The sequence below is a fragment of the Streptomyces specialis genome (assembly GCF_001493375.1).
In the GTDB taxonomy this organism is placed as follows: domain Bacteria; phylum Actinomycetota; class Actinomycetes; order Streptomycetales; family Streptomycetaceae; genus Streptomyces; species Streptomyces specialis.
Genome location: NZ_LN929897.1, coordinates 778,647 through 803,612, shown reverse-complemented (window position 1 = coordinate 803,612; position 24,966 = coordinate 778,647). Strand labels below are relative to the sequence as shown.

The following is a 24,966-nucleotide window of genomic DNA, read 5'->3' as shown; positions in this document are numbered from 1 at the left end:
CGACCGACCCGAAGGAACAGACACATGAACGCAGCACCCACGCCCGCGTCCGCACCGGCCACCGACGCCAGGCGCTGGCTGATCACGGGTGCCAACAGCGGGTTCGGCGCCTCCTTCACCCGCGCGGCGCTCGCGGCGGGCGATCTGGTGGTGGCGGCGGTCCGCCGCCCGGAGACCATGGCCGAACTCGTCGCCGAACACCCCGACCAACTCTCCGTCGTGGCCCTCGACGTCGCCGACCCGGAACAGTGCCGGCAGGCCGTCGAGACGGCGGAACGGACGTTCGGGCACATCGATGTGCTGGTGAACAACGCCGGGTTCGGCACGCTCGGCGCCGTCGAGGAGACCAGTGAGGACGAACTGCGGTACGCCATGGACGTGATGTTCTTCGGCGCGATGCGGCTGACCAGGCTCGTCCTGCCGTCCATGCGCCGTCGCCGCAGCGGCACCATCGTCCAGATGACCAGCATGGGCGGGCTGCTGGCCTTCGCCGGGGTCGGCGCCTACTGTGCCGCCAAGGGCGCGCTGGAGCAGGCCAGCGAGGCACTCGCCGCCGAGACCGCGCCGCTGGGCATCCGGGTGCTGATCGTCGAACCGGGCGCGTTCCGCACCGAGTTCGCCACCGCGTTGCAGGCGGCCGGGACGATAGCCGACTACGACGCGACGGTCGGCCCGGTCCGTGAGGGGCTCGGCTCCTCCCACGGCAAGCAGCCCGGCGACCCGGACAAGGCCGCCGCCGCCCTGCTGGCCGCCCTGGACCTGCCGAACCCGCCGCTGCGGCTGGCGCTCGGCGACGACGCGGCCTCCATGATCCGCGAGAAGCTCGCCGCCGTCGCCGCCGACCTGGACGCCACCGCGCACCTCGGCACCGGCGCCGCGATCAACTTCCCCTGACAGAACGGTCAGGCCGTGGCGGCCTGCTCCCGCAGCGCGGCCAGGCTGGGCGCGTCGGCCTCGGAACCGGGCACGACATGGCCGATGCGCCCGCCCCCCGCGTGCACCGTCAGCTCGATGAGCGCCTGCGACGGGGTCAACCCTCGTGCCTTGCAGGCCCGCAGATGCCGCGCCCAGGACACCCCCGCGCGGTACGCCTGCTCCCCGCCCCCCTCGCGCGGCCGGTATCCGGCGGCGTCGTCGGGGTCGGAGATCCACAGGTAGCCGAGCACACCGTCGTCGTTGGCGACCTGGACATAGCGGACGGGCTGCTCGGTGGTGAAGGCGTAGTGCTCGTCGCTATCCATGTGCCGCATTGTGCCGGACGGCTCCCGCCTCCCGCAGCACGCGGCGGCTGAGGTGATCGGCCCGGCGCGTCGTCTCCGGCAACCGGTAGCGGGGCGTGAGACGCAGCGTGTGGGCACAGGCGTTGTCGAGCCCGATGCCGCCGCCGACGGAGACGAACACCGGCTTGACCCCGCTCCGCGTCCGCACGGCACGCCCCACGACCTCGTCACCGTCGAGGAGCGGACGGGTGTCACCGCGCTCGGGTCCCGACTCCTGGCAGTCGTAGAGGAACGGTGACTTGGCGACGCCGAAACACGGCACGCCGGTCAACACCCCCAGGTGCACGGCCAGCCCGGCGCGGCGCGGATGCGCGACGCCGTATCCGTCGCAGACGAGGAGGTCGGGGGTGCTCCGCAGCTTCTCCAACGCGGCGAGCACGGACGGCAGTTCGCGAAAGGCGAGCAGCCCCGGCACATACGGGAACGCGGCACCGCCGACGACGGTGACCTCCTCGACGACGTCCAGCGACGCGGCGTCCAGCACCACGGCGGCGGCGACGAGCCGGTCACCGGCCTCGCCACCCCCGGCCCGGCACTCCCCAGATCCGCCGCCGCCCGCACCCGTTCCTGAACGGCGAACGCCTCCCCCTCGGTCCCGGGCCACCGCACCCCGCCCGCCGGCGTACTCAACTCCACTGACGCTCCCGTATCGTTCCCGCTCCCCCGGCCCCGGACCGCACCGCGACTCAGTGACGCAGGCTCATACTGTCGTCCGCAGGTCGCCAGCCATGCGACTGGGGTGGACGTTCCGGCAGGCGCCTTCGGCGGCGGGTCGCGGTTTCCCGCGCTCCAGATCCCTGCGGACCTCGACCAGCGCGTCGAAAAAGCTCCACGAGACACGCTCCACCGCACGCATATCGCGGGAAACGCGGACGGCGTGATCGCTTTCGATCAAACTCACGATCGGGTGCGCTCGGGCCACTCCCGTCGACCCGACCAGGGAGACCGGCTTGCCGCAAAGGATCGACGTTGATGCGCGGGGAGTCACAATTTGTCGGTCAGGTCAGGACCGTAGCCGTCGTCCGAAGCGTCGGGAGTCGCGATTCCGTATCCCTCGGCGACCCCGAAATAGGTGGGCTCCCCCGGCACCGCCTTGACCGCCAGGGTTTTCTCGATGTCCTGCAGAGCAAGCGCCAGCCGAGGCGCGTTGCGCCGCTGCACGTCGGGGTGTGGGCGGCCCGAGAAGTCGAAGTACTTCCAGATGTCGTGGTGCACGGTCACCTCGATCGCGAGGTCGATGGCGTCCGGTGTCACTTCCACGTCCACCAGCCCTGGTTCCCGGTGCGGCCTGCCCTGAACGTCGAACCAGACACCGGACCCCAGCACCCTCACTCCGCTGATCTCCGCGGTCGGAAACCCGGACGGACGCGCCCGGAACACCTGATCCACCAGGCCGGGATCGTCGAGTGCCGTGGTCAGCCCGAGCCGGGTGGACAGCCCGAGCCCACCTCTCCCGGGGATGTACCAGCCGTGTTCCAGCGCATGCGGATCGAGCAGCGAATGCCGTCGCAGCACGTCGACGACCCGGGCCACCGCTCCTAGGGCGGCCGTCAAACCGCCGTCAGTCTCGCCCAGTTCCCAAAGCCACGAACCGCACTCCCGAGGAGCACGCATCAGGATGGCCACAACAGCTCCCTACGGGTAAACACGCGCGTGCGAAGGCACAGTGACGGAACCATCGGTGAACCGCAGATGGGGACAACACGACGAGTTGATCCGTGCGGGCCGCGCTCCTACTCGGTCGCCCACGGCGCGTCCGCAGGACGTCGTAGCCAGTACCACGGACGGGTCCTCAGCTCGTCAGCGGGCAGCGAGCACACCTCGGCAAGGCTCTGTCCGTCGTCATCCACTGTCATGCGCCGATAAACCGCATCGATATCGTCCAGCGCCCTTGTGACCGGGTCCTGCCGTTCGGCGGGGATCCTCGAGGCGAGTTGAACGACCTTGTCGCGGAGCCGCAAGTCATCCAGGTACATGTCAGCTGGATACCAGGAGGAAGGAGGCCAACCGCGGGCCATCCGTACGGTGAGCCGTTCCCAGTTCACGAGAAGTCCCCGTACCTCTCGCAGGTCGTCGGCTCCGTCGGGAAGGTAACTATCCACGATCGGCGTGTCGAGTTGCAGTTCTTTGATCACTTCGGGGAAGCGGGATACCGGCACACTCGCCAGTTCCGGAACAGGAATCTCAACGCCTGTCACCTCGAGGGCGTCGGTGTCGCTCACAGGCTCGATGACTCTCGCGTACGCGACCTCCCCTCGGGGAGTGGAGACCTTCCACACGCTGGGAAGCTTCTCCACCGCAGGAAAAAGGATCACCGCAGCGAGGTCCCGGGCAAGCCGGACGGCGAGCGCGTCTTCCTCCGGAGCCGCTGTGACCGCTTCCGTCACATAAATGTCCAGCGACAGGCTGAAGGGGCCCGGCCTTCGCTCATACTCGCAGGAGACAGCAGCGTCCCAATTGCGGGAATCATCGTCAGCTTCTGCCGCCATGTCCACGGCGTCCAGCGAAACCCCGAACGCCTCGGCCAGCGCCCGGGCAATGCGCTCAGGCTCATCAACCCCGGCGAGGAGCAGGTCATACATCATTTCCGTATTCCCGGTACAAGTCGATGGCCCTCTGCACGGCCTGCGGATTTTCTCTGAACTTGGGGTTGTTGTCGAACATTTTCTGGAGCCTGTCGATGTCGCCATTCGCGCGGGCGATCTGTTTCAGCGCATCGTACTCAATTCTGTTCAGGTTGATGATTCCCGGCCCGGAGTCGGGGAACACCGTGCCCGAGGGCTCGATTCCGTATGTCCTCCCGTTCACCTCGTATCGCTGTGTGACTGGGTCGAACCGAGCGTTGCCGGCCGCGATTTCCGCGATGTCATTGCGCATCGCCTGCACGTAATCGGGCAGCACCAGACTATTCTCCGGTTTGACCATGCCGTGTTTGACGCCGCCCATGGTGTGCCTGGGATGCGGCTCGCGCAGCAGGCTGTTCCTCGCCGGGCCTTCGACATCGGATCCTGCCGGCCACTCCCTGCGTCCCGAGCCACCGGAACCGCTTCGCGGCGGATCCTGCGACCCAGCGGCAGGCTCCTGTCCACCGCCTCCGGTTTCCGCCGACGGGCCGTCAAGTGGCCCGTCGTCGCCAGGTGATGTCCCATTCCCTGCGTCGGAAACCTGCTCGCCACGAGACGGCAGGTCAGGAGGATCGTGGGATGCCCCGGCACCTGGCATGTCACTGCCGCCCGTAGAACCAGTCGGAAGGTTGTCACCCGCTTGGGCCGTAAGAGCCGAGGGAGTGGTGTTCGCACCTATGGCAGCTGGTTCGCGGGGCAGTTCGGTGGGGACCTGGTCGGGGGTCTGGATCGGTTGACCGTTGGGGAGGTCCAGTTGGCCGCTCGGGTGGAGGGTGGTGCCGTCGGGGAAGCGGATCGTGCCATCGGGAAGGCCGATCGGAGTGGTGATGTTGTCGGGGAACGGACTGGTAGGGGAAACGACCTGGCCGTCGGGGAGGCGGAGGGCTCCGTCGGGGAGTTGGATGGCGTGGACGCTGTCGCCGATGTTGGCCAGGCCCGTGGTGATGTCGCCGATCCGGGGCAGGGCGGTGGCGGCGCGGGTGACGTAGGTCAGCGGGTCGATCGCGTTGCCGACCCGGGCGGCCGTCGTGGCCGCGCGGGCGGCGGCGCCCGTGCCGCGGACCGCTGTGCCGGTGCCCAGGGTGGCCACCGTCGTCACCACGTTGAACGTCACCAGGCCGGCCGCCCGGGCCGGGTTCTCGCTCCACTCGTCCCACGCCACCAGGGACCTGCCGACCTGCACCGTGGTGTCCATGCTGTCGTCCACCCACTGGCGGACCGCGTTGTCCTCCGGCAGGAGGCGGGAAGCGGCCAGTGCCGCCGGGCCGGCCAGCGGCATCGCCAACAGGGCCAGGCCCGTGGCGAGCTGGCCGAGGCCCTCCCAGGCGGCCCCGAAGTTCTCGTCCCACGGGTTGACCAGCGTGGCCAGGCCGGTCAGGGTGCCCCAGATCCCGTCGACGATGACGCCGTCCCACACGAAGCTCTTCAGGTGGTGCCATACCTCCCAGGCGTGGTGCTTCTCCTCCACCGCCTGTCCCCACGGGGTCTCCCCGGCCTGGCGCATGTCCTCCACGCTCAGGCCGTACATGTTCTCCCCGCCCGACCCGTCGTCGGTCGTCCACCGGGTCCCGCCGACCAGCGCCGTGATCGCGTTCGCCGCCCGCCGCTCCGCCTCCCAGAACCGGGCCACCGTCTCGGAGATCTCGCGGAGCAACTCGTTGTTCCGGTCCACCGTGTCGCCGTCGTAACGCCAGTCGTCGTCCAGACCGGCCACGAAGTCCGTCGCCTCGGTCTTCAACTGCCGCAGACGCTCCACCAGTGGGCGGATCTCCGACGCGTACGAGGACAGCGTGGAGCCCACCGACTCCAGATCGCCGGCGAAGGTGTCGGCACGGTCCCGGACGGGGGCCGTCGTGGCGAAGAGCTGCTCCGCCTCCGGGGTGTCGTAGAACGCCGACAGCCCCTGGAAACCGCTGTGCACATCGGCACCGATGTCCCGGATCGTTCCGGCGGAGGAGGTCAGGGCCGCGTGGTCCAGCTCCAGTTGACCCAGATCGCCGGTGAACTCCGGGATACCGGAAGGATCGACCCGCTCCGGCTCGTCCGACATGGCTACCGGCCCCCGCCCTGCTCGTCGGCGGGCGGCGTCTCCAGGTCCGGCTCGGCCAGCGCGTTGCGCTGGGCGCGCTCGGCCATCTCCATGTCGCCGTTGAGGTATTCCACGGTCGCCTGCAACGCGCCGTTCAGTGAGGCGCTCGCGCGGGCGGCGATGTACTGGAGGTCTTCCTGGGTCTTCTCCGCGAACTCCGCCAGGGCGGCCCCGACCAGGCCGGCCTCGGGCCGTTCGGCGCCGCCCATGTACAGCGTCCCGGCCGACGACGCCGCGCTCCGCAGACTCTCCTGGTAGCCGGTTCCCCAGCCCTCCAGTCGGCCCGCGGTCTCCGCCGTGCTCGTGAGCACGTCCCGCACGCCCTGCGGATCGATGTCCCAATCCGGCATGTGTCAACAACCTCCCCCGGACACGGCCGAGAACCGTCAGCCGATGTTGTCCACCGCGCTCCGCGCGCGCGTCAGCGTGTTCTGCGCGGTCGCGTCGTTGCTCTCCAGCGTCGACTTCAACAGCCCGATAATGGACCGGACTTCGTTCGCCGATTGATTCCACCGCTGTTCCACGCCGTGATATTGCTCGGAGACCCCGTCGGCCTGGAAGTCCGCCATCGCGGCCTTCACCTGCCGGTCCCGGTCCGCGATCACGGTCTCCAACTGCGCGATGACGCCTTGGAGATTCGTCTGCGCCTCGCCCGAGGCGTCCGTGTCGTAGCTGCGGCGGTCACTGTTCGCACCCATGTCCAGGCCCCCTCACGCCCGGCCCGAGAAGCGGGCCGCGTCGAAGTTCGCCGACGCCTGCGCCTGCTGCGCGTTGTCCGCCGACTCGTGCTCGCCCTCGCCGAACGCCTGCTCCATCCCGGACTGACCGCCCAGGATCTGCCGCAGCGCCGTGTTGAGGGAGGCGGAGATCTCGTCCGACCGCGCCTTGAACGAGTCGAACGCCGCCCGTCCGGCGCCGTTGAACCGGCCCTCCAGAGGCTCGGCGGCGGCGACCAGGCGCTGAATCAGCGTGCCGAGATCGGTGCTTGAGGTCTGTGACTGCTGGATCAGGTTCGACAGCGCCTGATTCCCCATGTCGAACTTCATGCCCACCGTGAACTCCCCCTGTCGGCCGAGTTGCTCCACTCATAGCAGCGTCTCATGAGCGGAGGCAAACAGGCGAGTGAATCAATTCCCCCGATCTTCACGGAAGCCGCACCCGTCGAATATGCCGCGGGCAGCGGCGGAGATCCGCCCCGCGTTCCCGGCCGGTGCGGAACATCGCCGCTGGTAAGCGTGCGGAAAGATTCGTAAGGTTCCCCCGTAGGGATTCGCGAGAACGGGGGCGGTGCGGTGGCCCGGGACTACGACAGTCAGTTGCTGGAGTCGGTCGCGGTGCGGCGTCGGCGGCTCCGCGACGCGGTCGCGTTCGGGTCCGAGCGCACGCGGCGCGGGCTCGACGAGAACACGGGGAAGATCTTCGGCGGGATCGCCCTCGCCGCCGTGCTGTGCGCCGGGTGCGTGGGGTGGTCGTTCATCTCCCACACCATGGCGGAGAGCGACGATCAGGGCGCGGCGGAGCTGACGTCGCCATGGTGAGCCGGGTGACGCTGGTGGGACACCGGCGGCGGGTCGATCTCGTGCTGCCGTCCGACGAGCCGATCGGTGAGCTGCTGCCCGATGTGCTGCGGCTCCTCGGAGAGCGGGCCGCCGGAGTGCCGGCGTCACGGTGGCTGATCACGCCGGGCGGCGAAGTGCTGGGGCAGGACGAGACGTTGTCCTCGGCCGGGGTGGCGGACGGCGCGGTGCTGCGGCTGGTGCGGCAGGAGGAGACCCCGGCGGCGCCGGTGGTGCACGACGTCACCGATGTGGCGGCCGACGATCTCGACGCGCGCGGCTGGCGCTGGGACCACCGGACCAGGATGTGGACGGCCGGGGCGGCGACGCTGACGCTGGGGCTGGTCGCGGCGGCGCAGGCGCGGGAGCGGTTGGGCGCGGACGACGCCGGGGGCTGGCTGCTGGGCGTGGCCGGTGCCGTCGCCGTGCTGGGCGCGCTGGTGGCCGCGGTGCTGGGCGGGCGGCGGCTGGGCGCGGTGCTGATCCTGCTGGGCGGCGCGCTGGGCGTGTTCGGCGCGTGGACGGCCACGGAGGACGAACGGCCCGCCGCCGTCGGGCTGGCCGTCGTCGTCACCCTGACGCTGCTGGGGCTGTGCACGGCGGCCGGGCGGGGCGCGCTGGTCGGGGCCGCCGCCCTCGCGCTGGCCGTGGGTGGTTGGGAGGCGTGCGCCGCGCTGGTCTCCGAGACGTACGAGAGCGGTGTGCTGCTGGGCGTGGCGTCCGTGCTGGCGCTCGGGTTCCTGCCGCGGGTCGCGCTGTCGGCGGCCGGGCTGGCGGCGCTGGACGACCGGCGTTCGGGCGGGGCGTCGGTGAGCCGGTACCGGGTGGACAGCGCGCTGGCCGCCACGCACCGCGGGCTGGCGCTGGCGACCGTGGTGACGGCGGGTTCGGCGGCGGTCGCGGGGTGGCTCGCGGTTCAGGAGGCCGACGCGTGGCGGGTGGCGGTGACGGCGCTGCTGGCCGTCGTCCTGCTGTCCCGGGCGCGGGCGTTCCCGCTGGCGGTCGAGGTGGTGGCGCTGCTGGCGGCCGGTACGGTGCTGGTGGTGCGGCTGCTGTTGCTGTGGGCGGACCGGCCGGGCGGGTCGGCGGCCGGTCCGCTGATCGCGCTGAGTGTGCTCGCGGTGCTGCCGCTGGCGTTGTTCGTCGTCCGGCCGCCCGACCATGTGCGGGTGCGGCTGCGGCGGTTGGCGAATCTGGCCGAGTCGGTCGGCGTGGTGGCGCTGATCCCGGTCGCCGTGGGCGCGTTCGGCGTCTACGGGCGGCTGCTCGACACGTTCTGAGGTCATCGAGAGGGTCGGGGGAGTCATGTCCGCACAGTCGCGAGGCGCGCAAGGGGACTGGCAGCGGGACGTGTTCCGCGAGCTGGGGGGCGCTTCCGCCCCGGCCGATCCGGATCCGGCCGTGCCGGGGACGGGGACCGAGGCGGCCCCGCCGGGGGCGCTCCCGCCGCCGGCCCGGTCCTCCCGGCCGTCGTTGCCGCCGCCGGCGCCGGAGCCCGAGCCGGTCGTCTCCCCCGCGCTGGGCGGCGACCGGGTCCGGCACGGGGACCCGCTGCCGCGCCGGGCCCTGCGCGTGCTGCGCCGGACGCTGTTGTCCTCGGCGGCGCGGCAGACCGAGGAGGCGGCCCGTGTCGCGCGGCTGATCCAGCAGCCGATCACCACGGGCCGCCAGATCGCCGTCACCAGCATCAGGGGCGGCGCGGGCAAGAGCACGGTCGCGGCGCTGCTGGCGCTGGCGTTCGCGCCCCACCGCCACGACCCGGTGCTGGCCGTCGAGGCCGATCCGGCGCTCGGCACGCTGGCGAGGCGGCTCGGCGCCACGCAGGTGCGGTGGACGTGCGGTGACGTGGCGCGCATCATCGATCCGTCGATGCAGATCACCGATGTCACCGGCTATCTGCTGCCGTTCGCGGGGGGCGGCTGGCTGCTGCCGGGGAGCCGGGGAACGGCCGGGGCGCAGCTCGACGTCGAGATCTACCGGATCGTGATGACGTCGCTGCGCCGCTACTTCGGGACCACGGTCGTCGACTGCGAGACGATGCCGGCCGAGGTGGCCCGCACGGCGCTGGCCACGACGCAGGCGCGGGTGCTCGTCAGCCCGGCGACCACGGCGGGCGCCGTCGCGACCCGGTCGGTGCTGGACTGGCTGGGCGGGCTGCACCGGTCGATGCTGCCGCGGACCGTGGTGGTCCTGGCGCACACCGCGCCCGACATGGGGCTGGACCCGCGGAAGGCGGCCGCGTACCTGGAGGCGGGCGGCGCGCGGGTGGTGGCGCTGCCGTACGACCGCGCGCTCGCCGGGGGCGGCGTGATCCGCACCGGGCTGCTCGGGGAGGCGACCCGGGAGGCGGCGGCCCTGATCGCGGCGGAGTCGATGGACCGCGCGATGGCGCGGGGCGGAGGCCGCGCGTGAGCACGCGCCAGGTGCACCGCCCGGCGCGGACCACCCGCCCGCTGCCGGAGCCGGCCGAGCGGGCGATCGAACCGCCGCCGAACCTGCCGGAGGGGAACGCCGGTTCGACCGCCGCGTCGCTGCTGCCCATGGCGGGGGTGATGGGTTCGGTGGGGATGATGACGGTGCTGCGCGGCAGCCAGTTCGCCGCCATCGGTGCCCTGGTCCTGGTTGTCGCCGTCATCGGCGGCGTCGGGCTGCTGTTCAGCCAGCGCGGGCGCGCGCTGCGGACGCGCCGCACGCAGCGGGAGCGCTACCTGGAGTACCTGGAGGAGCTGCGCGAGGAGTTGAGCGCGGAGGATCGTGAACGGCGGGCCGCGGCCCGGGTGCTGAACCCGGCGCCGGAGGCGCTGTACGACGTGGTGGACGACCCGGCGCGGCTGTGGGAACGGCGGCGCGGGGACCGGGACTTCCTCCAGGTCCGGGTCGCCACGGGCCAGGTGCCGTCGCGGGTGCTGACGCTGGAGCAGCGCGGTACGACGGTGCTGACCCCGCCGGACCGGTTCATGCTCAACGAGGCCGCGGGGCTGCGCGAACGCTTCTCCGCCGCGCCGGAGATGCCGTTGACCGTGCCGCTCGACCGTGCCGGTGACGTGAGCGTGATCGGTGAACGGGCGGACGTGCTGCGCGTGGCGCGGACCCTGGTCGCGCAGGCCGCCGTGTCGCACGCGCCGGAGGACGTGGCGCTGGCGCTGGCGTGCGGGGAGGACCGGCTCGGGGACTGGGAATGGGTGAAGTGGCTGCCGCACGTGCTGGACGCCGACGCGCTCGACGGCCCGGTCAGCGCCCGCCGGATCGCGCCCGATCTGGCCTCGCTCGGCCGGGGACTCGGCGCCGAACTGCGCGAACGGGCCGCTTACGCGGCCGAGGTGCGGCGCGGTCTGGCCGGGCGGGAGGCGTTGCGGCTGGCCAAGCGGCTGCTGGTGATCAGCGACGGGTACGGGCGGGTGGCGGCCGAACTGCCGCGCCCTGACGAGGCGGTGCCGCTGCGGGACATGGGCGTCACGGTCGTGCATCTGCTGGCCGAACGGATCCACGAGCCGGGCGAGGTGTCGCTGCGGATCACGGTCGGCGACCCGGACGGTGCCCCGGACGCCGAGGCGCGCGGCGGCGCGGGCCGGGCCCAGATCGCGGTCGAGGACCTGCGGGGCGAGAACCCGGTCCTGCTGCGCGGCGGGCTGGACGAGGTGACGGCGGCCGGGGCGGCCGGGCTGGCACGCATGCTGGCGCCGCTGCGCCTGACGCCGGAGTCGGCCGCGGCGGGCGCGCCCCTGTCGGGTCCCGTGGACTTCGGTGAGCAGCTCGGCGTCGAGGACCCGGCCGCGCTCGACCTGGACCGGCTGTGGGCGCCGCGCCGGGGGCAACAGGCGTTCCTGCGGGTGCCGATCGGGCTCGGTGACGACCGCCGGCCGGTACTGCTGGACCTGAAGGAGGCCGCCGAGCTGGGCATGGGGCCGCACGGCCTGTGCGTGGGGGCGACCGGCTCGGGCAAGAGCGAGCTGCTGCGGACCCTGGTCCTGGCGCTGGTGGTGACGCACCCCCCGGAGGACCTGGCGCTGGTGCTGGTGGACTACAAGGGCGGGGCGACGTTCGCCCCCTTCACGTCGCTGCCGCACGTCGCGGGCGTCATCACCAACCTGGAGAACCGCGCGGGCCTCGTCGAGCGCGTGCACACCAGCCTCGCCGGCGAGGTCAAGCGGCGGCAGCGGGTGCTGAAGGACGCGGGCAACATCGCGGACATCGCCGGCTACGCCGCCGCCCGCGCCGACCGGCCCGAACTGCCGCCGCTGCCGCACCTGTTCGTCGTCATCGACGAGTTCGGTGAACTCCTCACCGCCAAGCCCGACTTCGTCGACCTGCTGCTGTCCATCGGCCGGATCGGCCGCTCGATAGGGATTCATCTGCTGCTGTCCAGCCAGCGGATCGAGGGCGGCAGGCTCAAGGGCCTGGACACGTACCTGTCCTACCGGCTCGGCCTGCGCACGTTCTCCCCCGAGGAGTCGCGGACCGTGCTCAACACCCCGGACGCCTTCCACCTGCCGCCGATCCCCGGCTTCGGCTACCTGAAGGTGGACACCAGCGCCTACGACCGGTTCAAGGCGAGTTACGTGTCCGGCCCCTACCGCCGCCCCGCCCGCCGGGAGGCGGAGGCCGCGGCGCGACGGCCCGAGGTGTTGCCGTATCCCGCGTACAACTCCCTGGGCACGGCCGGGGATTCGGCCGACGGCGACGACGCGCCCGCGCCCGCCCGGCGCACCGCCGGGCCGTCGCTGCTGTCCACGGTCGTGGACCAACTGGCCGCCGCCGCGCCGCCCGTGGCGCAGATCTGGTTGCCGCCGCTGCCCACCGCCGTGGCGCTGGACGCGGTGGCCGGACCCCTGGGGACCACGGGCCGTGACGGCATGCGGCTGAACCGGGCACCGCGCCACCCGATGCGGGTGCCGATCGGGTTGCTGGACGACCCGGCCCGGCAGTGGCAGGGCCAGTGGACGCTGGACCTGACGGTCGCGGGCGGCCACGCGGCGGTCATCGGCGGGCCCGCGTCCGGCAAGACGAACCTGCTGCGCACCCTCGTCCTGTCCCTCGCCCTCACCCACACCCCGCGCGAGGTCGGGATCTACGGGCTCGACCTGGCCGGTGGCGGCCTGGGCGCGGTGGCCGGGCTGCCGCACGTCGGGGGCGTCGCGGGCCGCGCCGACCGGGAGCGGGCCGCCCGGACGGTGGAGGAGCTGCGCACGATGCTAGCGGCCCGCGAGGAGTCGTTCCGGGAGCATGGCATCGACTCCATGGATCACCTGCGGCGGCTGCGCGCGGCGGGCGGGCTGCCCGATCTCGGCCCGACCGACGTCGTCCTGGTCATCGACGGCTTCGGCGAACTGCGCGACGCCTTCGACGAGCTGGACGACGCGGTCACGGATCTGCTGCGCCGCGGCGGCGGTTACGGAATCCACGTGGTCGCCGCGATGCTGCGCTGGAACGACGTCCGCATCGCGTCCCAGTCCGCGTTCGGCACCCGCGTGGAGCTGCGGCTGAACGACCCGGGCGACAGCGGCGTGGACCGGCGGCTGGCCGAGACCCTCGCCGCCGACGAGCCGGGCCGGGCGCTGACCGGCGACAAGCTGTTCGCGCACGCCGCGCTGCCCCGGATCGACGGGCGGGCCACCGCCGACGGCCTCGGCGCCGCCGTCGAGACGGCCGTGCGCGCCGTCAGGTCCGCGTGGTCGGGGCCGTCCGCGCCCCCGGTGCGGGTCCTGCCGCCGCGGCTCACCCGCCGCCGGCTGCCGGACCGGGACGCCGAGCCGAAGCGGGTCCCGATCGGCCTGGACCAGAACGCGCTGCGGCCGGTGGCGCTCGACCTGTTCCGTCACGACCAGCACCTGCTGATCCTGGGTGACAGCGAGTGCGGGAAGACGAACCTGCTGAAGCTGATCGCGCGCGGCCTCGTGGAGCGGTACGGGGACGAGGAGCTGGTCTTCGCCGTGATGGACCCCCGGCGTGGTCTGCACAGCGTCGTGCCGGAGCCGTACCGCGGCGGGTACGCCTACAACGCGAAGCTGGCGGCGAGCCTCGCGGCCGGGATCGCGGGGGTGCTGGAGCGGCGGCTGCCGGACGAGGGGGCGCCGCCCGAGGTGCTGGCGGCCGGGGGCGCGGCGCCCTCGGGGCCCCGGATCGTGGTGCTCGTCGACGACTACGACATCCTGACCACCGCCCGGCGGCAGCCGCTCGACCCGTTCCTGCCGTACGTGGCGTCGGCGCAGGACATCGGGCTGCACTTCGTCGTCACCCGCCGCGTGGCCGGATCGTCGCGCGCGATGTACGAGCCGTTCCTCACGGCGCTGCGGGAGAGCGGCACGTCGGCGCTGGTGATGACGGGCGACCGGACCGAGGGGCAGCTCTTCCCCGGCGTGTACGCGGCGACGCGGCCCGCCGGGCGGGGCACGTTCGTCCGGCGCGGCGAGCCGAACCGGCTGATCCAGACGGCCCTCGTGGACGGCGACACCGACGAAACCGACGGCACCCACGACGCGGGCGACGGCATGGACGGCGAGGGGCGGGACGGGGCATGACGACGGATGTGATCGCGCTGACCGAACGGATGCCGGACGCGTGGAGCCTGGTGGCCGGCCTGATGGCGGGCGGCCCCGACGCGGCCGTGTCGGTCGAGGGCGACGGCGCGGTGATCCAGTTGTGCGACCCGCGCGGCCGGCCGCTGGCGTCGGTCGAGGCGCCGATGCTGGTCCACACACCCGGGGAGGTCGCCCGTCTGCTCGGCGCCGAGGTGAACGGCCCGGTGTGGTGGACGGAGGTGCGGGCCGCGACCGCCGCGGAGGGAGCGGACCGGCTCGCGGGTGCCATCGCCACCCGGCTCGCGGTCCGGCTCGGCGGCTCGGTGTGGCCGCCGGAGGCGACCGCCCCGGACGGCGGCGCGGCGGCGGTGACGGGGGGGGCGACGGCTTCGGCGCCCGCCGCGGCCCAGCCCGCGGTGGACGTGCTCACCGACAAGGTGGCGGCCGTCATCCAGGACCGGCCCGTGGTCGCCATGACGGCGTGGCTGTCGGACGCGCTGCGCGCCGCCACGGCGGGCGGGCGGGCGTTGCAGATCGTGACCCCGGCCTCGGCCCGGCTGTCGCTGCCGCCCCGCCCGGCGCTCGGCGGGCTGCCCCACCGGTGGGTGGTGCGCGACGGCGAGGGCGGGTTCTTCGACGGGCTGTCGGGCGCCGTCCTGCGGTGGGTGGACGGCGCGTTCACGGCCACCGGCGACGGCGCCCCGGCGCCGGTCTTCGCCGAGGCCACCGCGCGGGCCGGGGGAACGGCGGACCGGCAGCTCCTGCTGTCGTTCGTCACCCGTCACCGGGCCGACCGCGAACTCCTGCTGGGCGGTGGGCTGGAGGCGGCGTGGCGGCGGCTGACCGGTGCCCCGCCGGCCGGCTGGGGCACCGCCGAACCGGCCGGTCTGCCGTGGTCCCGCGAGGGGTTGACCGCGCTGGCCCGGGCCCGCGCGCCCGAGCCGACCTGGTTCGTCGTGGTCGGGCGGCCGGACCGGCCGGCCATCGCGACCCTGCGGGTCACGCGCACCACGGGCGGCGTGGAGGAGGACGTCACCCTGGCCCTCGGCCACCCGGCGGGCGGTGACGTGCCGGACCGCGGCCATGAGGTGGCCGAGGAACTGGCGGTGCGGCACGGGCTGGTGTCGCTGCTGGTCCAGTCACGGCGGGCGCGGGCCGACCTGACCGTTCCGGCGTGGCTGGAAGCGCCGCCGGAGCCGGTCGCGTTCGCGGTCGGCGCGGACGACGTGCGCGTCGTCGGACTGGAGAACGCGCGTCGCGCGCCGCTCGCCGGGCCTCCGTCGTTTCTCGGCCCGGCGGCCCGGCCAGGGCTGTTCTTCCCGCTCGGGGACGCGGGCTGGGACGGGTTCCGGCGGCTGATGGCCCATCTGCACGGTCTGGACAGGCGTGGTGCGGAAGGGAGTCAGTCGAGGTAGCCGCGCAACTGCTCGGCGTACGCGTGGTCGCGGAGTTTGCCGAGTGTCTTGTGCTCGATCTGGCGGATGCGTTCGCGGGTCACGCCGAAGAGCCGGCCGATCTCCTCCAGGGTGCGGGGGCGGCCGTCGACCAGGCCGTAGCGCAGTTCCACCACGCGCCGTTCCCGGTCGGCGAGGGTGGACAGGACGCATTCGAGCTGCTCGCGCAGGAGCAGGAAGGCGGCGGACTCCGCCGGGGAGGGGATGTCGACGTCCTCGATGAGGTCGCCGAGGCTGACGTCGTCCTCGTCGCCGATCGGCGTCTGGAGGGAGACCGGGTCCTGGGCCAGCCGCAGGATCTCGCCGACGCGGGTGACGGTGATGCCGAGCAGGACCGCTATCTCCTCGGACGTCGGCTCGTGGCCGCGCTCCTGGAGGACGCGGCGCTGGACGCGGATCACGCGGTTGATCAGCTCCACCACGTGGACCGGGACGCGGATCGTGCGGGCCTGGTCCGCTATCGCCCGCGACATCGCCTGTCTGATCCACCAGGTCGCGTACGTCGAGAACTTGAAGCCACGCGTGTAGTCGAACTTCTCGACCGCCCGGATCAGCCCGAGGTTGCCCTCCTGCACCAGGTCCAGCATGGTCAGGCCACGCCCGATGTACCGCTTGGCGACGGAGACGACCAGCCGCAGGTTCGCCTCGATGAGCTGCCGCTTCGCCACCCGGCCGCGGACGACGAGCCGGTCGAGGTCAAGCGTCAGCCGCTCGTCCAGGTTCCCGCCGGTCAGCAGCCGCTCCTCGGCGAACAGGCCCGCCTCGATCCTGCGCGACAGCTCCACCTCGTCGGCGGCGGTGAGCAGCGGGATGCGGCCGATCTCGCGCAGGTACTGCCGGAAGAGGTCGCCGGACGCGCCGTTGCCCTCCGGCCGCGGGGCCACCCTGGGCTCGGGGGCCGGAGGGGTGCTGGGCAGGGTCGGGGTCTGCACGGGTAAGCCTCCAGGAATCTCGCGGCAGGCGGGGAAGAAAGGAGGGGATGCGGCATTGACCTCAGTGTGACCGACGGCGAGCACCGGCCACGAGATGCGTGCGTACACTTTTTGACGGTGGTCGTGACGGGCCGCGTGGCTACCCAACTACCCGTGTCCTCAATCCTGTTGCCGCCGGTGAGCGGCGTGCTGACGTCCGGGCGCGGGCTCAGCCGTAGAGGGCGGCGACGCCGCGCTCCCGCAGCGCCGTGCGGTACTGCCCCAGCTCCCACACCTGCCGGCGGGCGTCGGCCGCCGCCTGCGCGTCGTCGCCTCCCGCCTCGGCGCGCAGCGCGGTGGACTCCAGTTGGCCGATCCGCCGCTCGACCGCGGCCAGCCGCACCTTCACGAGGAACTGCCCGGCGTACAGGTCGATTTCGCGCTGCCTGCGGCGCGGCAGGTTCAGCGGCTCGACGGCCAGCTCGGTGATCAGCACCCGCACCGAGTCGTCCGGCGCCGCCTCCCGGACGCGTTCCAGGTACGCGTCGTCGGCCGCCGCCACGCCGCCCGCCTCCGCGACGGCGCGGCGCACCACCGTGTACGGCGGAACGGTGAACTCGTCCTCGCCGTAGGCGTCGAAGACCGGGGAGACCAGCTCCGGGTACTGGAGGGCCAGCTTCAGCAGCTCCCGCTCGGCCAGCGCGGCGGGGCTGCGCAGGTTCAGCGGCTGCGTCTTTTCCACCACCCCCGCCTCCCCCGCGGGCATGGAGTTAAGCCCCAGAGCTACCCCTGCGTCGCACCAAACCAACTTGGTGGGTCGGGCTGCGTGTGCGGAGCGCGGCTGCGTCGCCCGCTTGCATCTTCGTCGGGAGCGTCGGATGTGTATAGGGGACGGGGGGTGGGCAGGCCGGGCGGCTCGGCGGGGAGGGGTACGGGTGAGGCGTCCACGAGGGCCTTCTCGACCTGTTCCGGCGACTGCGCGGCCAGCGCCGCCGCCCATTCGGCGGCCGGCAGCTCGTAGGCGACGGCCGGGACGCCGGGCCGGTCGAACGGGCTGACGGACGGGCGGCCCGGGGCGCGCGGCTCGGCGAGCAGGCCGCCGGTCACGGTGTCGAGGAGGCGCACGGCGCCCTCGTTGAGCCGGGCGGCGACCGGCATCCGCGCGGACGCCGCGTGGAACAGCGGTCCCAGGTGCTGGCGTGCCACCACATCGGCGGGCAGCCCGCCCTCCGCGATCACGTCGAGGGTGGCGCAGGCGCGGGCCAGCGCCGGGTGGGTGACGCAGCCGACGGCCATGGGGTCGGCGGCGGGCGGCCCGCCGAAGCCCAGCAGCGCCAGATAGCGGCCGGTGGCCTCCCCGGGGAGGCGGCGGGTCGCGCCGGGCAGCGGCGAGGCGTCGATGAAGCAGCCGATCGCCCGCGCCGCCGCCGCGTGGTAGGGCGTGGCGGCGGTGCGCCAGACGTGGGCCGTCCCCCACCAGTGCTGGTGCACGGTGTGGTCGCCGATCTCGGCGACGCCATGGGCGGCGAGCTGCACCAGCCCGTCGTACGGCTCGTCGTCGCGGTACCGCCGGTCGTTGTAGGCGAGGATGTCGCCGGCCTGGATGCGCAGCAGGCGGCACAGGTACTCCATGGCGCCCCCGGCGTCGGGGCGGGCGAGGATGCGCTGGTACTGCGGGGACGGCGGCAGTTCCAGCGAGCCGCCGCCGATGGCTCCCAGGACGGTCCGCGCGGTGCGGTGGTCGGCCCGTATACACACCCGACGCTGGCTGCGGCCGGGGCGTTGCAGCCAGCCGTGTCACCCCCGAGCGGGACGGGGGCGCGGCGGGCGCGGACCGGGGGGCGGGGGGCGCGGCGCGCTGCCGGTCCCGTCCCCACCGGGTGAGCTGCCCGACGCGGCGCACGACGAAGCCCTCGTCCGGGATGCCGACGAGCCCGGCGAGCCGCACGGCGTACTCGTGCTGGATCGCGCTGTCCTTGATCTGCGCGACGATGGGCGCGGCGTGGTCGAGCGCGGCGGAACGGCCCTCGGCCGTCTCCAGGTTGTGCTGCCGGACGATCGACCGGATGGCGAACTCGAAGAGCGGGGAACGCCCCTCGATCAGGTTCCGCACGGCCTCGTCGCCCTGGGCGATCCGCAGCTCGCACGGGTCCGTGCCGTCCGGCGAGACGGCGATCGAGGTCCGGGCGGCGAACTTCTGGTCGTCCTCGAACGCCCGCAGCGCGGCCTTCTGCCCGGCGGCGTCGCCGTCGAAGGTGAAGACGACCTCGCCCGCGCTGTGCGAGCTGGAGCTGTCCATCAGCAGCCGCCGCAGGATCTTGACGTGCTCGCCGCCGAAGGCCGTGCCGCAGGTCGCGATGGCCGTGGTGACCCCGGCGAGGTGGCACGCCATGACGTCCGTGTACCCCTCGACGACGACCGCCCGGTTCGACTTGGCGATGTCGCGCTTGGCGAGGTCGATCCCGTACAGCACCTGGGACTTGTGGTAGATGGGGGTCTCGGGCGTGTTCAGGTACTTGGGGCCGTTGTCGTCGTCGCGCAGCTTGCGGGCGCCGAAGCCGACGACCTCGCCGGTGATGTCCCGGATCGGCCAGATCAGGCGCCCCCGGAACCGGTCGATCGGTCCGCGCCGCCCGTCCTGCGCGATGCCGGACGTCAGCAACTCCCGGTCGGTGAAGCCGCGTCCGCGCAGGAACCGCACGAGGTGGTCCCACCCGGCCGGCGCGTACCCCACGCCGAACCGCTCCGCCGCCGCCGCGTCGAAGCCGCGCTCGCCGAGGAACCGCCGGCCGATCTCGCCCTCCGGCGAGCCGAGCTGCTCGGCGTAGAACCGGGCGGCGGCCTTGTGCGCCTCGACCAGCCGCGTCCGCTCCCCCTGCTGCCTGCCCGGGCTGTATCCCCCCTGCTCGTACCGCAGGGTGATCCCGGCCTGGGCGGCCAGCCGCTCGACGGCCTCGGAGAACGACAGGTGCTCCATCTTCATGACGAAGGCGAGGGTGTCCCCGCCCTCCTGGCAGCCGAAGCAGTGGAAGAGGCCCTTGCTCGGACTGACGTGGAACGAGGGCGACTTCTCGTCGTGGAAGGGGCACAGGCCCTTGAGGTTTCCCCCGCCGGCGGCGCGGAGCTGGAGGTATTCGGACACGACGGCGTCGATCGGGACCGCGTCCCGGACCGACTTCACGTCCTCGTCGTTGATCCTGCCCGCCACGTGGGAAGTCTACGGCGCGGCGCGGACAGCGCGGACGGCCGTCCGGCGGCGCCGCCGGACGGTCTAGCGGCTGGCTCTTATACACATCCGACGCCGCCGGCGACCGGGGGAGGGGGGGGGGGGGGGGGGGGGGGGGGGGGGAGGAGACATGGACGTAGAGGTGGCTGTGGGGGGAGGTCTCGGCGGCGGTGACGAGCTGGACGTCGCGCCGGTCCGGCGGCAGGCGCAGCACGTGCTCCTGGAGGAACTCCCAGACGCCTTGGGCGACTTCGGCGTTGGCGGCCACGGGGTCCTTCGCCGCTCGGGCGTCGGCCGCCTCCAGCAGACGCGGCCCGGGTCCGCCGGGCAGTCCGGTCGCCGAGGTCAGCAGGTCACGGATGTCCGCCGTGGGGACGGGGGTGTGCCGGACGCCGAGCATCATGGCGGGGATCACACCGCTGTCCGCCCCGGCGGCGGAGGGCCGGGCGAACACGATCCGCGGTACGACATGCGTCAACGACCACTCCCGGAGCTGTCAGCGGACCCCGAGGGGCGGCGTGTCATGTCCCTGGATTCCGACATGCTGTCAGAGAAGCGGCGCCGTGTCTCCATATCTCCCACAGATTTCGGCCATGTACCCGTCGTCCGCGTCAAGGGCGGGGAATATTACGGAGGTTGGAACGCGCCATCTGCGCCATCCGGCCGACGCCACCCTCCAGCACCATCCGGCCGGCGGACAGCGCGAAACCGGTCACCATCTCGGCCTTGATCTTCGGCGGGATGGACAGGGCGTTGGGGTCGGTGACGACGTCCACCAGCACCGGGCCCTTGTGGCGGAACGCCTCGCGCAGCGCGCCGCGCAGGTGCTTCGGCTTCTCCACCCGGATGCCGTGCGCCCCGGCGGCGCGGGCGATGGCGGCGAAGTCCGGGTTGTGGTTGGTGGTGCCGTGGGCGGGCAGGCCGGAGACCATCATCTCCAACTCGACCATGCCGAGCGAGGAGTTGTTGAACAGCACGACCTTCACCGGCAGGTCGTACTGGACGAGGGTGAGGAAGTCGCCCATCAGCATGCTGAATCCGCCGTCGCCGCTCATCGACACGACCTGCCGCCCCCGGTCGGTGAACTGGGCGCCGATCGCCTGCGGCAGCGCGTTGGCCATGGAGCCGTGGCTGAACGAACCGATCACCCGGCGGCGGCCGTTGGGCGTCAGGTAACGGGCGGCCCACACGTTGCACATGCCGGTGTCCACGGTGAACACCGCGTCCTCGGCCGCCTCTTCGTCCAGCACGGAGGCCACGTACTCGGGGTGGATCGGGGTCCGCTTCTCGACCTTCCGGGTGTAGGCGCCGACCACGCCCTCCAGGGCGTCGGCGTGCTTCTTCAGCATCCGGTCCAGGAAGCGGCGGTCCGTCTTCTCCTTCACCATCGGCGTGAGACAGCTCAGTGTCTCCTTCACATCGCCCCAGACCGCGAGGTCGAGCGTGGAACGGCGCCCGAGGTGCTCGGGGCGGACGTCGACCTGCGCGATGCGGACGTCGTCCGGGAGGAAGGCGTTGTACGGGAAGTCGGTGCCGAGCAGGATCAGCAGATCGCACTCGTGGGTCGCCTCGTACGCCGCGCCGTAGCCGAGGAGACCGCTCATCCCGACATCGAACGGGTTGTCGTACTGGATGTACTCCTTGCCGCGCAGCGCGTGCCCGATCGGGGACTTGACCCGCTCCGCGAAGCGCATCACCTCAGCGTGCGCCCCGGCGGTGCCGCTGCCGCAGAACAGCGTCACGCGTCTGGCCTCGTCCACCAAGGCGGCCAGCTCCGCGATCTGCGCGTCCGCGGGCCGGACGGCGGGCCTGCCGGTGACCAGGCCATGTTCCTCGGCCGCCTCGGGAACCTGCTCGGCGGCGATGTCGCCGGGCAGGGCGAGCACGCTGACGCCGCCGCGGCCCACGGCGTGCTGGATCGCGGTCTGGAGGACGCGCGGCATCTGGCGGCGGTTGGAGATCAGCTCGCAGTAGTGGCTGCACTCGCGGAAGAGCTGATCGGGGTGGGTCTCCTGGAAGTACGCGGTGCCGATCTCGCTGGAGGGGATGTGGGAGGCGAGGGCGAGCACGGGCGCCATGGAACGGTGGGCGTCGTACAGACCGTTGATCAGGTGCAGGTTGCCCGGGCCGCAGGATCCGGCGCAGGCGGCGAGCCGGCCGGTGATCTGGGCCTCGGCGCCGGCGGCGAAGGCGGCGGTCTCCTCGTGCCGGACCTGGATCCACTCCATGTCGCGCTGTCTGCGGACGGCGTCGACGACCGGGTTGAGGCTGTCCCCGACGACTCCGTACAGCCGCCGCACCCCGGTCCTCGCGAGCGTTTCGACGAACTGCTCCGCCACGGTCTGCTTGGCCACCACTCACGCACCCTCCGTCGGAGACGACACATGAGGAATCTAACCGCTTCGGGAGGATTCGGCTGATTTTCGGCCTTCCCGCCTTTCCTGCCCTTCCTACCCTTCTGGCCCTTCTGGCCCTTCTGGCCCTTCCTGCCCTTCCCGCCGGTTCGCCGCCTTGTCCACGTCGTCCACGTCGCCGGCGAAGACGAAGTGCGGGCCGATCCCCTCGATCTCGAATTCCCCGCCCACGACGGTGAAACCGTGCCGTTCGTAGAAGCCGCGGGCCGGGGCACGGCCGTTGCACCACAGCAGCCGGGGGCCGCGGCCGGCCGCCGCCCGCGCGGCGGCGGCCAGCACGGCGGCGCCGAAGCCCCGGCCCCGGACGGCGGGCGCGGAGGCCATGCCCCGGAAACGGTGGGCTGGCCGGTCGTCCCCGGGCAGCGGTTCGGGGAAGAGGGTGACGCAGGCGAGCACCTCGGGCCGGTCGTCCTCGTACGCGGCCAGGTGCAGCGTCCCGGGCAGCGCGTCCTCGGCGAACTCGGCGCTCGCCGGCGGCAGTCCGGGCCGCAGGACCGAACGGCGCAGCTCGTGGATCACGGAGCGGGGAACGACGGCGGTGCGGATGGCCATGCGGCCAGCCTAGGACGTGCCGTCCGGGGGGTTCGCGGCGCGGTGGCGGGGCCCGTTCTCGACGCGCAGGACCTGCGAGACGGGCCGGCGGGGGGTCGCCGGGACGCCCGGGCCGTGGCCGAAGCGCAGGACGGCGTGCACCTGCCCCATCTCGGAGAGCGGATCGCGGTCCGTCCAGCGCAGATCCGCCCACTCCATGGCGGTGGCGCTGAGCCCGGTGGACAGGCCGTGGCGGGTCGCCTCCAGCAGCACCCGTTCCATCGCCTGCCCGGCCCGCACCCAGTCGGTGGTGCGGTCCTCGGCGGTGCCGAGCAGCGCGAGCTGCGGCGGCGGCCCCGGGTCGGTGGCGGCCGGGTGGTCGCCGGTGGCGAGCCGGCCGGCGAAGTCCCGGGCCGGTGGCCCGCCGTCCGTCTCCGACCACTGGGCCAGCTCCTCCAGGCGGCCGGGGACGGCCAGGTCGCGGCCCTCCGCGTCCTGGGTCATGTCCAGGACGGTGGTGATGTGCCACGCGGACGGGAAGTGGAGCTGGGCGCCCTCCGTCTCGGCGGCGTCGCGCAGCGCGGACCGTACCGGGTCGGGCACCCGCTCCTCGCCGAACGGCAGCCGGCTGCTGCGGCGGTTCCCGATCGCCGGGTACAGCTCCGCCAGCGCGGCCACCTCCGGATCTCCCCCGGTCCCGTCCCGGCCGTCGGGCACCAGCTCGACGGTGGCCAGCAGCCGGGGGTCGTAGGGGTCGGGCAGCAGGGTGGTGACCGGCCGCCATCCGGCGTGGGCCGCGGCGACGCGCAGGTTGAGCAGCGCGGCGCCGCAGCCCATGTGCAGGGCGCGGCCGTGCGGGTCGGAGTGCGGCAGGGTCCGGTCCAGCGAGGCCCGGACCTGGAACGTGGCCTCGCCGCGCAGGTAGTGGAACCGCCACGGCTGCGCGTTGTGCAGCGAGGGGGCCGCCGAGGCGGCCTCGGCCAGGGCGGTCACGGTCCGCGTATCGGGGGTCTCGACCCGCACCTGGCTTCCCTTCCGCGCGCACCCCCGCCACCGTCCTGTTCACCATAAGCCGGATGCCCCGGCCGCGCCGGTCAGGCGGCGGGCAGCAGCGAGGCCAGCGGCGTCTCCGGGTCGGCGAGCGCGTCCGGGTCGACCGGGCGGCCGTCCCGGATGAGGCCCTGGATGGCGTCGGTGACGTCCCAGACGTTCATGTTCAGCCCGGCCAGGACCCGGTTCTCGCGCAGCCAGAACGCGATGAACGTCCGCTTGGCGACATCGCCCCGGAAGACCACGCGGTCGTAGGAGCCGGGCGGCGCCCACCCGGAGTACTCCATGCCCGCGTCGTACTGGTCGGAGAAGAAGTACGGCACCCGGTCGTACGTCACCTCCCGGCCCAGCATGGCGCGGGCGGCGGCCGGGCCGGAGTTGAGGGCGTTGGCCCAGTGCTCCACGCGGCGGCCGGCGAGGGAGGCCACGTCCCCGGCGGCGAAGATCCGCGGGTCGCTGGTCCGCAGCGAGGCGTCGACGGCGACGCCGCCGCCCTCGGCGAGGGTCAGCCCGGCGGACTGGGCCAGCGCGACGCGCGGCCCGGCGCCGATGGCGGCCAGGACGGCCCGCGCGGGCAGCTCACGGCCGTCCTCGGTGACGACCCCGGCGACCATGCCGTCGCGCCCGGTGATGGCGGTCGGCCGGGTGCCGAAGTGGAACTCGACGCCGTGCTCGCGGTGCAGACCGGCCAGGACGTCGCCCAGCTCCGGGCCGAGCACGGCGTGCAGGGGCGCCGCCGCCGGCTCGATCACCACGACGCGGGAGCCCAGCGTGCGGGCGGCGGCGGCGACCTCCAGGCCGATCCACCCGGCGCCCGCGATCACCAGCGGCTCGTCGCCGTCCGCACGGCCGGTCAGCACGCCCCGCAGGTGGTCGGAGTGCGACAGCCGCCGCAGGTGGTGCACCCCGGCGAGCTCGGTGCCGGGCACGCCGAGGCGGCGCGGCTCGGCGCCGGTGGCCAGCAGCAGCGCGTCGTACGGCACGCGGGCGCCGTCGCCGAGCCGCACCTCGCGGGCGTCCCGGTCGATGGCGACGGCGGGCTGGCCGAGGTGCAGCTCGACGCCGTGCGTGGTGTACCAGGTCGGCTCGTGCACGAACAGGCTCTCGCGCCCGGCCTGCCCGGTGAGGTAACCCTTCGACAACGGCGGGCGCTCGTAGGGCTGTTCGTGCTCGTCCCCGATGAGGATGACCCGGCCGGCGAAGCCTTCCTCACGCAGCGTCTGCGCCGCTTTCGCCCCGGCCAGTCCCGCACCGATGATGACGAACGTCTCGTGTGTCTCGCCCACTTGTGACCCTCCGGTCGCTCAGCCGTT

Annotated in this window: 20 protein-coding genes and 2 pseudogenes; 6 read left to right on the top strand and 16 right to left on the bottom strand. The window is 73.1% G+C overall.

Annotation, left to right across the window (positions count from 1 at the left end):
* Nucleotides 1-24 precede the first annotated feature (24 nt).
* On the top strand, nt 25-894 hold the full coding sequence (locus tag BN2279_RS26270) for an oxidoreductase (RefSeq protein WP_059013504.1): 870 nt from the start codon (nt 25-27) through the stop codon (nt 892-894).
* Nucleotides 895-902: 8 nt separating this feature from the next.
* On the opposite strand, the gene BN2279_RS26265 is transcribed toward BN2279_RS26270, so the two are convergent.
* The 8 genes and pseudogenes from BN2279_RS26265 to BN2279_RS26230 form a co-directional block, all read right to left on the bottom strand.
* Entirely contained in the window at nt 903-1,241 is a 339-nt protein-coding gene (locus BN2279_RS26265) for a hypothetical protein (protein ID WP_159037344.1), read from the bottom strand.
* Nucleotides 1,234-1,910 (bottom strand): annotated as a pseudogene (locus BN2279_RS26260) (endonuclease V). The gene BN2279_RS26265 and the pseudogene BN2279_RS26260 overlap by 8 nt, the downstream one beginning before the upstream one ends.
* 354 nt (nt 1,911-2,264) lie before the next feature.
* Entirely contained in the window at nt 2,265-2,906 is a 642-nt protein-coding gene (locus BN2279_RS26255) for a hypothetical protein (RefSeq protein WP_234348090.1), read from the bottom strand.
* Between the two features lie 107 nt (nt 2,907-3,013).
* Nucleotides 3,014-3,865, bottom strand: a complete 852-nt coding sequence (locus BN2279_RS26250) for a hypothetical protein (RefSeq protein ID WP_059013502.1) — start codon at nt 3,863-3,865, stop codon at nt 3,014-3,016.
* The gene (locus BN2279_RS26245; RefSeq protein WP_059013501.1) at nt 3,855-5,954 is read right to left on the bottom strand and encodes a hypothetical protein; all 2,100 of its coding nucleotides are present in this window, start codon (nt 5,952-5,954) and stop codon (nt 3,855-3,857) included. Before BN2279_RS26245 ends, BN2279_RS26250 begins: the two co-directional genes overlap by 11 nt.
* Nucleotides 5,955-5,956: 2 nt before the next feature.
* Nucleotides 5,957-6,343 carry a DUF6507 family protein gene (locus BN2279_RS26240; protein ID WP_059013500.1) on the bottom strand — a complete coding sequence of 129 codons (387 nt, stop codon included), beginning with the start codon at nt 6,341-6,343 and terminating at the stop codon, nt 5,957-5,959.
* Between the two features lie 36 nt (nt 6,344-6,379).
* Nucleotides 6,380-6,691: a pore-forming ESAT-6 family protein gene (locus BN2279_RS26235; RefSeq protein ID WP_059013499.1), complete on the bottom strand. Its 312-nt coding sequence runs from the start codon at nt 6,689-6,691 to the stop codon at nt 6,380-6,382.
* Nucleotides 6,692-6,703: 12 nt separating this feature from the next.
* Nucleotides 6,704-7,039 carry a hypothetical protein gene (locus tag BN2279_RS26230; RefSeq protein WP_059013683.1) on the bottom strand — a complete coding sequence of 112 codons (336 nt, stop codon included), beginning with the start codon at nt 7,037-7,039 and terminating at the stop codon, nt 6,704-6,706.
* Between the two features lie 246 nt (nt 7,040-7,285).
* On the opposite strand from BN2279_RS26230, the gene BN2279_RS26225 reads away from it, so the two are divergent.
* The 5 genes from BN2279_RS26225 to BN2279_RS26205 are packed head-to-tail and all read left to right on the top strand — an operon-like array spanning nt 7,286 to nt 15,482.
* On the top strand, nt 7,286-7,531 hold the full coding sequence (locus BN2279_RS26225) for a hypothetical protein (RefSeq protein WP_059013498.1): 246 nt from the start codon (nt 7,286-7,288) through the stop codon (nt 7,529-7,531).
* Nucleotides 7,525-8,829 (top strand): type VII secretion integral membrane protein EccD, encoded by a 1,305-nt coding sequence (eccD, locus tag BN2279_RS26220; protein WP_059013497.1) that lies wholly within the window; start codon nt 7,525-7,527, stop codon nt 8,827-8,829. Before BN2279_RS26225 ends, eccD begins: the two co-directional genes overlap by 7 nt.
* A 25-nt stretch (nt 8,830-8,854) precedes the next feature.
* Nucleotides 8,855-9,961, top strand: a complete 1,107-nt coding sequence (locus tag BN2279_RS26215) for a CpaE/TadZ family protein (protein WP_079032513.1) — start codon at nt 8,855-8,857, stop codon at nt 9,959-9,961.
* Nucleotides 9,958-14,067, top strand: a complete 4,110-nt coding sequence (eccCa, locus tag BN2279_RS26210) for a type VII secretion protein EccCa (protein ID WP_059013496.1) — start codon at nt 9,958-9,960, stop codon at nt 14,065-14,067. The genes BN2279_RS26215 and eccCa overlap by 4 nt, the downstream gene beginning before the upstream one ends.
* Nucleotides 14,064-15,482, top strand: a complete 1,419-nt coding sequence (locus tag BN2279_RS26205) for a DUF6177 family protein (protein ID WP_059013495.1) — start codon at nt 14,064-14,066, stop codon at nt 15,480-15,482. The genes eccCa and BN2279_RS26205 overlap by 4 nt, the downstream gene beginning before the upstream one ends.
* Here the strand turns inward: BN2279_RS26205 and BN2279_RS26200 are convergent.
* From BN2279_RS26200 to BN2279_RS26175, 8 genes and pseudogenes are all read right to left on the bottom strand, one after another.
* The gene (locus BN2279_RS26200; RefSeq protein ID WP_079032512.1) at nt 15,470-16,561 is read right to left on the bottom strand and encodes an RNA polymerase sigma factor; all 1,092 of its coding nucleotides are present in this window, start codon (nt 16,559-16,561) and stop codon (nt 15,470-15,472) included. The genes BN2279_RS26205 and BN2279_RS26200 overlap by 13 nt on opposite strands.
* A 100-nt stretch (nt 16,562-16,661) precedes the next feature.
* Nucleotides 16,662-17,174 carry a hypothetical protein gene (locus BN2279_RS30880; RefSeq protein WP_407702317.1) on the bottom strand — a complete coding sequence of 171 codons (513 nt, stop codon included), beginning with the start codon at nt 17,172-17,174 and terminating at the stop codon, nt 16,662-16,664.
* A 41-nt stretch (nt 17,175-17,215) separates the two neighbouring features.
* Nucleotides 17,216-18,190, bottom strand: coding sequence for a hypothetical protein (locus BN2279_RS30875; RefSeq protein WP_234348109.1), 975 nt, complete (start codon nt 18,188-18,190; stop codon nt 17,216-17,218).
* 96 nt (nt 18,191-18,286) lie between these two features.
* Nucleotides 18,287-19,640 (bottom strand): annotated as a pseudogene (gene dnaG, locus BN2279_RS28225) (DNA primase); the annotation flags it as partial.
* A gap of 629 nt (nt 19,641-20,269) precedes the next feature.
* A complete protein-coding gene (locus BN2279_RS26190) occupies nt 20,270-22,012 on the bottom strand; it encodes a pyruvate dehydrogenase (RefSeq protein WP_059013681.1) in 1,743 nt (580 codons plus the stop codon).
* A gap of 96 nt (nt 22,013-22,108) precedes the next feature.
* Nucleotides 22,109-22,624 (bottom strand): GNAT family N-acetyltransferase, encoded by a 516-nt coding sequence (locus tag BN2279_RS26185; protein ID WP_079032511.1) that lies wholly within the window; start codon nt 22,622-22,624, stop codon nt 22,109-22,111.
* Nucleotides 22,625-22,633: 9 nt separating this feature from the next.
* The gene (locus BN2279_RS26180; RefSeq protein WP_059013493.1) at nt 22,634-23,626 is read right to left on the bottom strand and encodes an Acg family FMN-binding oxidoreductase; all 993 of its coding nucleotides are present in this window, start codon (nt 23,624-23,626) and stop codon (nt 22,634-22,636) included.
* Between the two features lie 71 nt (nt 23,627-23,697).
* Complete coding sequence (locus BN2279_RS26175; protein ID WP_059013492.1) at nt 23,698-24,939, bottom strand: NAD(P)/FAD-dependent oxidoreductase; 1,242 nt, start codon at nt 24,937-24,939, stop codon at nt 23,698-23,700.
* Nucleotides 24,940-24,966 lie beyond the last annotated feature (27 nt).